Annotated in this window: 11 protein-coding genes; 3 read left to right on the top strand and 8 right to left on the bottom strand. The window is 58.9% G+C overall.

Annotated features, from left to right (window positions below; translation table 11 throughout):
• Positions 1–161: 161 nt before the first annotated feature.
• The 6 genes from ACMQ11_RS09190 to ACMQ11_RS09165 all read right to left on the bottom strand — a co-directional run bounded on the left by ACMQ11_RS09190 (position 162) and on the right by ACMQ11_RS09165 (position 5870).
• Positions 162–725, bottom strand: a complete 564-nt coding sequence (locus ACMQ11_RS09190; protein WP_418992470.1) for a DUF4251 domain-containing protein — start codon at positions 723–725, stop codon at positions 162–164.
• Between the two features lie 11 nt (positions 726–736).
• A complete protein-coding gene (gene ung, locus ACMQ11_RS09185; RefSeq protein ID WP_418992469.1) occupies positions 737–1399 on the bottom strand; it encodes a uracil-DNA glycosylase in 663 nt (220 codons plus the stop codon).
• Between the two features lie 122 nt (positions 1400–1521).
• Positions 1522–2277 (bottom strand): tRNA (guanosine(46)-N7)-methyltransferase TrmB, encoded by a 756-nt coding sequence (gene trmB / locus ACMQ11_RS09180; protein ID WP_418992468.1) that lies wholly within the window; start codon positions 2275–2277, stop codon positions 1522–1524.
• 40 nt (positions 2278–2317) lie between these two features.
• Positions 2318–2770 (bottom strand): hypothetical protein, encoded by a 453-nt coding sequence (locus ACMQ11_RS09175; protein ID WP_418992467.1) that lies wholly within the window; start codon positions 2768–2770, stop codon positions 2318–2320.
• Between the two features lie 3 nt (positions 2771–2773).
• Positions 2774–4369, bottom strand: a complete 1596-nt coding sequence (gene ricT, locus ACMQ11_RS09170; RefSeq protein ID WP_418992466.1) for a regulatory iron-sulfur-containing complex subunit RicT — start codon at positions 4367–4369, stop codon at positions 2774–2776.
• 121 nt (positions 4370–4490) lie between these two features.
• The gene (locus tag ACMQ11_RS09165; RefSeq protein WP_418992465.1) at positions 4491–5870 is read right to left on the bottom strand and encodes an MATE family efflux transporter; all 1380 of its coding nucleotides are present in this window, start codon (positions 5868–5870) and stop codon (positions 4491–4493) included.
• A gap of 451 nt (positions 5871–6321) precedes the next feature.
• On the opposite strand from ACMQ11_RS09165, the gene ACMQ11_RS09160 reads away from it, so the two are divergent.
• Positions 6322–8775, top strand: a complete 2454-nt coding sequence (locus ACMQ11_RS09160) for an ATP-dependent Clp protease ATP-binding subunit (protein ID WP_418992464.1) — start codon at positions 6322–6324, stop codon at positions 8773–8775.
• A gap of 420 nt (positions 8776–9195) precedes the next feature.
• On the opposite strand, the gene ACMQ11_RS09155 is transcribed toward ACMQ11_RS09160, so the two are convergent.
• The gene (locus tag ACMQ11_RS09155; protein WP_418992463.1) at positions 9196–9696 is read right to left on the bottom strand and encodes a metallophosphoesterase family protein; all 501 of its coding nucleotides are present in this window, start codon (positions 9694–9696) and stop codon (positions 9196–9198) included.
• Positions 9697–9734: 38 nt separating this feature from the next.
• Entirely contained in the window at positions 9735–11009 is a 1275-nt protein-coding gene (locus tag ACMQ11_RS09150) for a replication-associated recombination protein A (protein ID WP_418992462.1), read from the bottom strand.
• 310 nt (positions 11010–11319) lie between these two features.
• On the opposite strand from ACMQ11_RS09150, the gene ACMQ11_RS09145 reads away from it, so the two are divergent.
• Positions 11320–11748, top strand: coding sequence for a hypothetical protein (locus ACMQ11_RS09145; RefSeq protein WP_418992461.1), 429 nt, complete (start codon positions 11320–11322; stop codon positions 11746–11748).
• A 372-nt stretch (positions 11749–12120) separates the two neighbouring features.
• Complete coding sequence (locus ACMQ11_RS09140) at positions 12121–12579, top strand: hypothetical protein (RefSeq protein ID WP_418992460.1); 459 nt, start codon at positions 12121–12123, stop codon at positions 12577–12579.
• The last annotated feature ends 114 nt before the right edge of the window (positions 12580–12693 follow it).

Raw genomic sequence — 12693 nt, 5'->3', positions numbered from 1 at the left:
AGGACCGGGGTTTTACGTTATGCTCGTTCGTGTCTGCCGAAGCCGGGCGCGGAAAATCGATCGTTTCACGCGCGGCGACACCAGTTGGCATGTCCGGGACCGGACACGAAAATCCCGACCGCAAAAAGGTCGGGATTCTTTGTTCCGTCGGATCGTTGCGGCTACTGCTGCCGGGTTGCGTTTTTGGGATCGTACTGGTAGATATACCCCTTGAAATCGTAAGGGTTTTTATGATCGCCGTAGTAGACCTTTGCCAAGCAGGTGTTGGTGTTGCGGAAAAGCCGGATCGCCAGGCGAATCCTGTAAAGATTCTCCGGATCGGAGACGCGGAGCGTGAATTGCAAATCGCCGTTCGAGGTAGGTTTTTCGCGGGTAATTGTAGCGCGCTGGTGGTACATGCTCTCGTCGATGATGTAGGACCTGCCGGTGATGTGGGGACCGAACTCGACCGTAGCACGGCCTGCGTGCATCTGAACGTAGCTGTTTGACGAGATCAAGGGAGCTTGTCTCACCGAGTTGAACCGAAATTCGCGTGCTTCGATATGGAATTCTCCCGCTTCCAGCGCATGCAGTGCCGCGGCATAGGCCGCTTCAGATCGCTCGGCGTCCTCATCCAACCGGTTTGACGCCGCTCCGGACCGCTCGGCTTGCTGCGCCTTTTTCTGCGCCGCACACCCCGCGAGGAGGGTGGCAAGGGCAAGAAGATAAAAAATACGTGGTCTCATAAGCGTATCGTTTACCACTCGACCGGCGTTTTGCCGATCGAGCGGAGGTATTCGTTGGCGCGCGAAAAGTGGCGGCAGCCGAAGAAACCCCGGTAGACCGAGAGCGGCGAGGGGTGCACGGCCTTTAGGATGCAGTTGCGCGTGGGGTCGGCGATGGCGCCCTTGCGTTGGGCGTAGCTGCCCCAGAGCATGTAGACGATGCCCTCCTTACGCTCGGAGATGGCCCGTACCACCGCGTCGGTGAAAGTCTCCCAGCCGCGCCCGGCGTGCGAGGTGGCTTGGTGGGCCCGCACCGTGAGCACGGAGTTGAGCAGCAGCACCCCCTGCTCGGCCCAGCGGTCGAGATTGCCCGAGGCAGGGACGGGCGTGCCGGTGTCGTCGGCGACCTCCTTGAAAATGTTTTGCAGCGAGGGCGGGAACGGTACGCCGTCGGCCACCGAGAAACAGAGGCCGTTGGCCTGCCCCGGACCGTGGTAGGGGTCCTGGCCGATGACGACCACTTTCAGCCGGTCGAACGGACACTTGTCGAACGCGCGGAAGATGTTGCTGCCGCGCGGAAAGACACGCACCGTAGCATACTCCTGCCTGACGAAGCGGGTCAGCTCCTCGAAATAGGGTTTCTCGAACTCCTCGGCGAGCAGTTCTTTCCAGTCGGAGGCAATCTTCACATCCATGTCGCTTGGGATTTTATGTGGTGTAAATATACGAAAAAAAGTTCGCAGTAAGACACCGTTCGGGCGTAAAATGTTTAAAATCGGGCCGGACGTGGAGGTCGTCTGGAAAGTGGATAGGCCGCTCAGTCGCGGACCGCGCGGCGTTCGGCTTCGTTGTCTTTTTCCGCCTTTTCGTCCTCGTCCCAGTCGAACCACGGAAATGCGCGGCGGCCGCCCAGCGTGAAGCGGGTGTAGGTGATCGGAAGTCCCATCTCGAGGAACCGCCGCTCGTAGGCAGTCTTGACCGAGAGCACCTCGTCGGCGTATCCCGAGCCGTAGATGTCCGCCTCGGAAACCTCGCAGGGGAGCGACAGGCGGCGGATGACCTCGGTCGTATAGTCGTAGAGGTGCTTGGAGTCGGTCTTCAGGTGGATTTTTCCGTCCGGAGCGAGTAGCCGCGCATACCGCTCCAGAAAGAGCGGCGAGGTGAGGCGTTTCTTGGCCCGGCGGCCCTTGAGCTGCGGGTCGGGAAAGGTGATCCAGATTTCGGAGACCTCGCCCTCGGCGAAAAGCGCGTCGATGAACTCGATCCGCGTGCGCAGGAAGCCCACGTTGGGCATGCCCCGCTCGGTGGCGGTCTTCGCGCCGCGCCACATGCGGGCGCCCTTGATGTCGATGCCGATGTAGTTGCGCGCGGGGTCCCGCTCGGCCAGAGCGACCGTGTATTCGCCCTTGCCGCAGCCCAGCTCCAGGACAATGGGGTTGTCGTTGTGGAAGAAATCGCGGTGCCAGTGCCCTTTGAGCGGGTGGTCGCAGCGAAAAACGGTGTCGAAATCGGGCTGTACGAAGCATGCGAAATCGAGGTTCTCGCGGAATCTGCGGAGTTTGTCTTTTCCCATAGTGTCAATCTTTTCCGGTCTAACGGCCCTGTCGCCGGGGTTATCTTGCCGCGGTTGGCTGCAATCGGACTCCGACCGCCTCGACGCCCTGCAAGGGTCGGCAGGGGGTGACGGTCAGGCGGTAATCGCCCGTAAGAGGGAACTGCACGCGGCTGCGGTAAGGAATGTCGGCGATGCGCGCCCGGGCGGCGGACGATTGTCCGCGTGGAACGGCGAAGAGGACCGTCTCCTCGCAGCGGAGCGAGTCGGGCGTGCGGACCTCGATCCGAAAACTCACCGTATCGTCTCCAAAGCGGTCGTTCAGCCGCAGAAAGAGCGCCATCTCGCGCAGGGACGTCGTGTCGGCGTTGGGGATTACGACTCCGGCCGGAGCATCCCACCGCACCGGGTCCACGTCCGTGACCATCCCCTCGCGGGGTGATATGCAACCCGCGAGGGACAAAACCGCCGCACAGAGCAGGCTGCGTCCTCTGTTCCCGGCCGGGGATCGCATCGCTCAGCGGGTTTCGCCGGTGGTTCCGGAATTTCCGTTGCCTTGTCCGTTTGCAGGGCGGCCCTCTCCGCCGTTGCCCTCCGGGTTGCCGCCCGGACGACGGCGGTTGCGGTTGTTGCGGCTGCGGTTCGGTTGGCCCTCGCGGCGCTGGCCGTCGGAGCCGCCGTTGCGGTCCCGGTTGGCGCCGCTGCCTGCGTGTCGTTCGCCGGCGCCGTTGCGCCCGCCGTTATCTTGCGGAGCCCCGTCGCTACGGTCCGATGCTCCGTTTTCGGCGCGTTCTGCGCCCGGGACGCCGTTGTTGCGCGGACGCTCCTGGCGGCGCTCCGAGCCGCTGCGCTCGGGGCGGTTGCGTTCCGGACGCCGTGTCCCGTGCTCCTGCCGTGCGGGGCGTTCGGACGGCTCGGTCCGGTCGCCGCCAGCGGCTTGTGCTCCCGAACCGTTCTGGCGTTCGCCGCGGGCATTGTTGCGGCCGCCGCGTTTGCGGCGTTTGCTCTTGTCGAAGCGGGTGATGCTGTCCTCGTCGGAGCCCGAACGGTAGGTCGGTTCGTCGGCTGCGGCCGGCAGGTCGTCGGCGTCGAGCAACTGCTCGGGCTTCTTGCCAGCGCGGTTGAGCGCCATGATCTCCCGCACGCGCCCGATACCGAGCGTGGTGACGTTGGCCATGCACTCCTTGGACGACGAGAAAGTCATCGTGCCGGCCAATACGTCGCTCTTGACGACATACCACTCACCGTCGACGGTCTGCAACGGCTCCCGCAGACGCGGGAACTCCTTGCGGGCGTCGACGTAGGTGTCGTATTCGTACATCATGCAGCACTTGAGTTTGGAGCACTGCCCGGCCAGCTTCTGGGGGTTGAGCGAAATCTCCTGCACGCGGGCAGCTCCCGTGGTCACGCTCGAGAAACTGGAAATCCACGAGGCGCAGCACAGCTCGCGGCCGCAGGCGCCCAGCCCGCCGATGCGTCCGGCTTCCTGGCGCGCACCGATCTGCTTCATCTCGATGCGGATGTGGAAGCGCTCGGCGAAGACCTTGATCAGTTCGCGGAAATCGACGCGTTCGTCGGCGATGTAGTAGAAAATGGCCTTGATCTTGTCGCCCTGGTATTCGACGTCGCCGATCTTCATGTTCAGCCCCATGTCGGCGGCGATCTGACGCGCGGCGATCATCGTTTCGTGCTCCATCGAAATGGCCTCCTGCCAGCGCTCCAGGTCGTAGGGCTTGGCCTTGCGGTATATTTTCTTGAACTCTCCGTTGAACGGGTTGAACCCCGTGCGGCGCATCTGGCGGGCCACCAGGTCGCCCGTCAGGGTGATGATGCCGATGTCGTGGCCCGGCGAGGCCTCGACGGCTACGATGTCGCCCTCCTTGAGATCGAGGTTGTTGACATTCTGGTAGAAACCGCGGCGCGTATTCTTGAAACGCACCTCGAAAATATCGGTCGGAATATTGGCGGGGTACTCGGCGAGCCAGTCCGTTTCGTGGAGCTTGAAGCACCCCTCGCAAGGTTCCGCTCCCACCTCCGCGCCGCAGTCGCAGAAAGCGCAGCCGCGGCCGATCTGGGGCTTGCAGCACCCTTTATGTTGTTGTTCGGTATCCATATAGTGTAATTTCCCGTAAAGTTAGCTATAATGAGTTAAATATGAAAAATTAGAAATGAAAAATTGGGAGAGACGCTTTCGCCTGATATGTTATTATTCCAGAATTCTTAATTCTTAATTTTTAATTTTCAATTGCGGAAACGTATAGTTTCCGCACGCTGCGGCGTATGCGCAGGATCATCAGCAGGGCAGCGCATGAGAGTCCGAACGAGAAACCCACGTACAGTCCCGCCGGCCCCATGCCGAGCGTAAAGCCCAGCAGGTAGCCCACCGGGAGGTTCAGCAGCCAGTAGGAGACCAGTGCGATGGGCATGATGATCCGCACGTCCTGAATGCCGCGCAGAATGCCCACCGAGACGTTCTGTATGCCGTCCGACAGTTGGTAGAGGGCCGCGAAGACGAGCAGCTGCGACGTCAGGGCGATCACCTCGGCATTGGTGGTGAAGAGGGTAGGAATGACGTGGCGCAGCGAGATGAAAGCCAGTGCCGCAAAGGCGTTCCAGGCCAGCACCAGGTGGTAGGAGGCCTTGGCCGCCAGCGACAACTCGGCGATGTTGCGCGCGCCGTAGCAGTGCGAGACGCGGATGGTGGTGGCCGCGCCGATCGACATGACGATCATGAACGCGCAGTTGCCCAGCGTGATGGCGATCTGGTTGGAACTCATGGCTATGGTGGCCTGCTCGCCGAACCACCCCATCATGATCCCCGTTCCGACGAACGCCGAGGCTTCGAGGAACATTTGCAGCGAGATCGGCAGCCCCATGCCGAGCAGGCTGCGGATCGTCCGCCACGAGTAGTTCAAGGGTGAAAATCCGTCGAGGTAGATGCGGTATTTGCGGCGGTTGAAAAAATAGCCGATCATCAGCACGGGGGCGATCATGCGCGAAAGCAGCGTTCCGAGCCCCGCCCCCTCGGCGCCCATCTCGGGGATTCCCCAGCGGCCGTAGATGAAGACCCAGTTGAAGCCGATGTTCATCAGGTTGATAACAAGCGTGACGACCATCTCGACCTTGGTGTTGCCTACCCCCTCGAGGAACTGCTTGAACGCGAAGAAAAGCATGATGAAAGGCATGCTCATCACCAGCATCCGGTAGTAGGGGATGGCCATGTCGACCACATCGGCCGGTTGCCCGAGGTGGTAGAGCAGCGGCGTGACGGCCCACTGTACCAGCCCCATCGCAGCGCCCAACAGCGTGTAGAAGAGGATGCCGTTCTGCAACAGGGCCGCCGACCTGCGCCGGTCGCCCTGGGCGAACAGCTCGCCCACCAGGGGCGTCATGCCCAGCGCTACGCCGATGGCGGCGATGAAGAGGATGAAGAAGACCGCGCCGCCGAACGAGACGGCCGCCAGCGGCGTGGGGTCGTCGCCGCCGTAGCGGCCCACCATCAGGTTGTCGGCGAACTGCGTGAGGATCTGTCCCACCTGCGTCAGCACCACGGGCAGCGCGAGCAGCAGGTTGGCCTTGTATTGCGATTTGTATTTGCGGAAACTGTATGACATAGGACGCAAAGGTACGAAAAAGCCTCGGGAAAATCCCTGCCTCCGCCTGTTTTTTCGCCCCGAGCGCCGCCGCGCAGGGGGCTTCGCCTTTTTTGTCTACTCCCGAAGAGCCGAATCATCCACAGCAAAAGTTTTTTCGGTAAAAAAAGTCGGGTTTGCGACGTGTTCGGATTTTCGTGATAATCAATCGGATGAGGTCGGAGTTCCGCAGGGGCACGCAACAAAAAAATGCAAGCTAAACAAAAGCGCCCGCACGCACAACAAAACAGCCCGCAAAGGGCTGTTTATCAGCTGCTAAAACGGCCCGGAAACGGTCGGTTCGGGGGCATGGTATCCGACGGAAAGTGCTAAAAATCAACATATCCGAACCCATGATTATACGAAAGCGTCCATATAATATTCCCATCCCGTCTGTCGTTATCTTTGCGAATCCAAAAAAAGACGACGCAACATGCAACTGAAAATTTCGAAAACGCTCGAGGGTATTCTTGCCCGGGCGGCATTCAATACCACGAAGGCGGGGCTGACCCATTCGTTGAAAGACTTTCTCACGCTGGAGCTGCTCCGTGAAGAGGGGTCGCTCGCCTACCAGCTTTTGTCCTCCCGGCTCAAGGACTGGGAGCTTTACCAGGTGCGCCTGCGCATCGAGCACGAGATGGCGGGTGCGAAGCCCACTGTGCGCGAGGACCCCGAAACTTTCTACCGTGGTTTCGGCGAGCGGCTGCGTGCCACGGCGGGTGCCGTAAGGAGCATCTCGACGGCCCACGCCCTGCTGGCGATCGCCTCGGACCGCACCACGGCGACCTCGCGCGTACTGGAAATGTACGGCGTCACGCCGGAGCGCATTTCGGAGGACATGCAACAGTTCGCCGTAGGCGACGATTTCCGCACCGAGATCGAGGTGCGCATGCTCGACGGCAACGCCGGGAACCAGGCCGAGACCAAGGAGCAGCCGCACCTGCTGGACAAGTTCGGCGTCAACCTTACGCGCCTGGCCCGCGAGGGCCGGATCGATCCGGTGGTGGGACGCGAGCAGGAGATCGAGCGCGTGGTGCAGATTCTCTCGCGCCGCAAGAAGAACAACCCGATCCTCATCGGCGAGGCCGGCGTGGGCAAGAGCGCCATCGTCGAGGGGCTGGCCCTGCGCATCGCCCGGGGCGAGGTCCCCTATACGATCGCCGACAAGACCCTCTTCTCGCTCGACGTTTCGTCGCTGGTGGCGGGCACCAAGTTCCGCGGCGAGTTCGAGGAGCGCATGCAGCAGCTGCTGGACGAGCTGCGCAAGGCGCAGGACACGATCATCTTCATCGACGAGATCCACACCATCGTGGGTGCCGGTTCGACCCAGGGCAGCCTCGACACGGCCAACATCCTCAAACCGGCGCTGGCGCGAGGCGAATTGCAGACCATCGGCGCCACGACGCTCGACGAGTACCGCGAGAACATCGAGAGCGACTCGGCCCTGGAGCGCCGTTTCCAGAAAGTGATCGTCGAGCCGACGACGCCCGAAGAGACGCTCGAAATCCTGCGCAACATCGCTCCCCACTACGAGCGGCACCACAAGGTGCGCTACACCGCGGAGGCGCTGCGGGCCTGCGTGACGCTCACGGGGCGCTACATCACCGACCGCTATTTCCCGGACAAGGCCATCGACGTGATGGATGAAGCCGGGTCGCGCGCCCACCTCGAATCGGCCCGCGAACCGGCCGAGCTGCGCGAGATGGAGACCGCGCTGACGGACGTGCAGCGCGAACGCCGCGAAGCGGTCGAGGCGCTCACCTACGAGAAAGCCGCTTCGGCGCGGCTGCGCGAACTGGCGCTCCGTTCGAAGCTCTCCGAAAACCGCGCCCGGTGGCAGCGGTCGCTCGAGGAGAACCCCGTCGAGATCGGCGAGGCGCACATCCAGCAGGTCATCACGGCCATGACGGGCATTCCCGCCGAGCGTGTCTCGGGCGGCGAGATGACCCGCCTCAGAACGCTGCGCGACCACCTCACACGCCGCGTGGTGGGTCAGGAGGATGCCGTGGACCGCATCTCGCGCACCATCCGCCGCTCGCGGGCCGGGCTGAAGGACGAGAAGCGTCCCATCGGGGTCTTCCTCTTCGTGGGCCCCACGGGCGTGGGCAAGACGCTGCTGGCCAAGGAGGTTTCGAAATGGCTCTTCGACGAGCATCGCGGACTGATCCGCATCGACATGAGCGAGTACGCCGAGAAGCACAACGTGGCGCGGCTGATCGGTTCGCCTCCGGGCTACGTCGGCTACGGCGAGGGCGGTCAGCTCACCGAGGCGGTCCGCCGCCAGCCCTACGCCGTGGTTTTGTTCGACGAGATCGAAAAGGCGCACCCCGAGGTCTTCAACGCCATGTTGCAGATTTTCGACGAGGGACATCTGACCGACGGTTCGGGACGCCGCGTCGATTTCCGCAACACGATCATCATCATGACCTCGAACGTCGGCTCGCGGGCCGTGGTCCAGAAAGCGGTCCATGTGGGGTACAGCACCCCCTCGAAGAACGTTTCCGAGACCGAGACGCCCCGGATCGAGTACCGCAAGGCCCTGGAGAGCACTTTCGCACCGGAGTTTCTGAACCGCGTGGACGACATCGTGCTGTTCCGCACGCTGGAGGTGCCGGACGTGGAGCGCATCATCGAGCTGGAGCTGGAGGGATTGTTTACCCGCACCCGCTCGCTGGGCTACAACGTCAAGATCACCGACGGCGCCAAACGCCGCCTGGCGGCCATGGGCTACGAGTCGCGCTACGGCGTGCGCTCGCTCAAGCGGACGCTCATGGACAATGTCGAGGAGCCGCTCTCGACGCTCATCATCGACGGCAAACTCCACGAGGGCGACACGGTGGTCGTCGAGGCGGATCGCTCGCAGGGCGTCCGGCTGCGGGTAGCATAGCCGAAAGCAAACAGGGCCGACCTTTCGGGTCGGCCGTTTTTTTGTCGGTCGGCCGGTTTTTACACCGCTTTGCCGACCAAAAAGCGCAAAGAGTTCGCCGCCCCTGTCGGCGGCAGTCCGCAGTCACCCCGGGCGCAGGACGGCAAGGTGAAAAGTGAACTGTGAGCGAGCGCAAAGACCTCTTGCGGGTTATGCCAAGCGGCAAAGTCAAGCCGCCGAGGCGGGTTGAAGGATAAAGGTGAAAAGTTTCCCCGATCCCGAGTTTTGCCGAGGGGGCGCAGGAAAGGGTGAAAGAGGCCAAGAAATAAAAGAGTGTCATCCCGACCGAGCATAAGCGACGAGAGATCAAAACTACCGGAAGATTCCTCACTTGCATTCGGAATGACGGAAAACTCTTAATTTTTAATTTTTAATTCTGAATTATGATTTGCCCCTCGCCCACTCGCCGACCTCCATGTCGCGCATGTCGGCGCCGTCGATCGTAAGGCGGATAGCCGTGCGGACCTTGTGCAACCCGTACTGCCCGGCGGCGCCGGGGTTGACCGCCAGCAGGTCGTAGACCGGATCGTAGATGACCTTGAGGATGTGGGAGTGCCCTGCGATGAAGAGTTTGGGGCGCAGTTGCTGGATTTTCTCGACGGCCCGCGGGTCGTATCGGCGCGGATAGCCGCCGATGTGGGTCATCAGCACCCGCACCTCCTCGCATTCGAAAGAGAGGAACTGGGGATAGACGCGGCGCGTCAGGCCGTTGTCGATGTTGCCGCTTACGGCCCTGAGAGGCTTGAACGCCGCGATGCGGTCGGCCACCTCGAGCGATCCGATGTCGCCCGCATGCCAGATTTCGTCCACGTCGCGCAGGAACTCCCGCAGCGTGTCGTCGAACGTGCCGTGCGTGTCGGAGATGATGCCTATTTTCTTCATTCGTTTTCTTTATAACGGGGTGCCGCGTACGGGAAATGTCAATACTTTCCTTTCCACAATTCGCGGATGCGCTCGGCGATCTTGGCTTCGGCGGCGTTCTGGGTGTCCGGTTCGTAGAATTTCGTACCTGCAAGGCTCTCGGGCAGGAACTCCAGTTCGGCGAAATGGCCCGCATAGTCGTGGGCGTATTTGTAGCCCTTGCCGTAGCCCGCCTTGTCCATCAGGCGGGTCGGCGCGTTGCGCAGATGCAGCGGCACGGGGCGGTTGGTGGTGTCGTGCTCGACCAGCGAAAGGGCCTTGTTGATGGCCATGTAGGCCGAATTGCTCTTGGGGCTGGTGGCCAGATAGATGGTGACTTCGGCGAGGGTGATGCGCGCCTCGGGCATGCCGATCTTGTGCACCGTGTCGAAGCAGGCGTTGGCCAAGAGGAGGGCGTTGGGATTGGCCAGTCCGATGTCTTCCGACGCGAGAATCACCAGCCGCCGGGCGATGAAGCGAGGCTCCTCGCCGCCGGCCAGCATCCGCGCCAGGTAGTAGACCGCCGCGTTGGGGTCGCTGCCCCGGACCGACTTGATGAAGGCCGAGATGACGTCGTAGTGCTGTTCGCCGTTCTTGTCGTAGAGGGCGATGTTCTGTTGGAGACAGTCGGTGACGTACTTGTCCGAGATGGTCACCTTGCCGTCGGTGGCTCCGACCACGATGTCGAGAATGTTCAGGAGTTTTCGTGCGTCGCCACCCGAGAAGCGGAAGAGCGCGCCGGTCTCTTGTACCTCGATCTCCCGTTCCCTGAGTTCCGTGTCGATGGTGAGTGCACGGTCCAAAAGTGTTTGGAGGTCCCGGTCCTCCATCGGTTTGAGGATGTAGACCTGGCAGCGGCTCAGAAGCGGCGGGATCACCTCGAACGAGGGGTTCTCGGTCGTGGCGCCGATCAGCGTTACCACCCCCTGCTCGACGGCGCCCAGCAGCGAATCCTGTTGTGACTTGTTGAAGCGGTGTATCTCGTCGATGAACAGAAACGGGGGTTTCTGGTCGAAGAAGCGCTGTTTCTTGGCCGACTCGATCACCTCGCGCACGTCCTTGACGCCCGACGTAACGGCCGAGAGGGTGAAGAACGGGCGTTCGAGCTGTGTGGCGACGATCTTGGCCAGCGTGGTCTTGCCCACGCCCGGAGGTCCCCAGAGGATGAACGAGGGGACGTTTCCCGTCTCGAAGAACTTGCGGAACACGCCCTTTGTGCCCACGAGATGCTCCTGCCCGATGTATTCGTCCATCGTGCGGGGGCGCAGGCGTTCGGCTAAGGGGATGTTCGGCATGGCGGATCGGATTTGTGGTTCAAAGATACGGTTTTTTCAGAAAATTGTGCTACATTTGTTGCACATACTGACAAACACGGAAAGTGTAGTCTATTCCCGAATCGTGAACGTAGGAAATTCACTTGGGTTGGGGATAGGCAAACATCTTGCCGCGTCGTATCCGTTTTTGAGCGGATATAGGCGTGGGAGCGGTTGCTTATTTTATTCCCAAAGGTATCCTACGACCTACGATTCTGAAATAGGCTTCGGCACCGCGCTTTCTTTTTCTACTAACCTCTGTTGGGGTGCGGGCGGAAAAAACTCTAAAATGATGAAAAAGGTTCTACTGACCGTTTGCTTTTTTTTGTTCTGTGGATTCGTTTGTGCGCAAACCGAACATTTTACCTTCAAGGGATTGCCGATTGATGGAGAAGAGCAAGAATTCATAGAAGAATTAGAGTTGCAGGGATATAGAAGAGTTCGTTATATAGAAACGTGTGGGAATAAGACGGTGAATGAAAATGTTTTATCAGGATCGTTTACAGGAAGAGATAGTCATATTAAGATTTACTCTACTCCGATTTCAAATACAATTTGGAAAGTTAGGGTTATGTTTATGCATAATTTTGATACTTGGAAAGAGATCAAAAGTGCATATGAACAATTGGTTGATCTTTACGATCAAAAATACGGTAGTCCAACTTTAGTGGTAAGAATTTTAAATCTCCTTGTAAAGAAGGTGATGGAAATGAATTGTTAGCTTTGAAAGCTGGTGCTTGTATTTATCAGATGGGATTTACTTATAAAAAGGATGATAAGATAGTCGGGTCTGTTTTAATTGAAATGACTAATAATTGCCGGATAATTATATACGTTACAGATTTCTCAACGCTTATAGCGCATAGGTTGATAAACTAATGATAGTCATTACGTTACATGAATTGTTGGTTTAACGTATAACTATTAAACCATCTTATTTACAACTAATTCATATTAAGGTGGTTAGGGTATTAAAGTCCCTGAAATTCTACAAAGAATCGTAAACTATCCCATTGGCGCTCAGTCTAAACTTATGTAGTCTTTGTTGTAGGTTTCAACCCTATACGACTAACAAACTAATTACTAATGGTTTATGGCAAGCACCACTTTCACAATCAGACTCAAGGGGCAACCCGACAAGAATAGGCCGGATTTTGTAAAGATCACCATGATCATTTACAAGGACCCGTACCCTCGTGTACCGAAAGTTCTGCCTATAACGGGTCTATATAAGAATTGGGATCAAAAAACTCAACGGTTCCGGCCGCGTACGGACAATGCGACTGCATTGAATGCGATGCTTGCGCAGAAAGTCGAGGAATTTGACATCATCGGGAGAACATGGGACAGGCAAGGGGTTAAATGGACTCCCAAGCAACTATCCCACTATTATGACAAACCGCGTGAGATCCTTCTGAGGGAAACAGTCATTCCTTCCGTAAAAAAGGAATATGAAGAGTGGATCGAGGAGTTACGTAAGACTGAGAAGATGAAAAATGGGCATCTGGTCACGTGTGAACCCTATGCTCATTCGAATGAAAGTATACTGTAAATATTCGCTCTACCACATCTTTAAAATGTATTTTATGAATTTCGGGATAAACATTTGGAGATTTGAGGAAGAATTGTTACTTTCGGTATAGCAAATACGCTTAACAAGTATTTG

Origin of the sequence: Alistipes sp. (assembly GCF_048465575.1) — a bacterium.
Taxonomy (GTDB): Bacteria; Bacteroidota; Bacteroidia; order Bacteroidales; family Rikenellaceae; genus Alistipes.
Note: the sequence above shows the minus strand (reverse complement) of the source record. Positions and strands in the feature narration are given on the sequence as shown.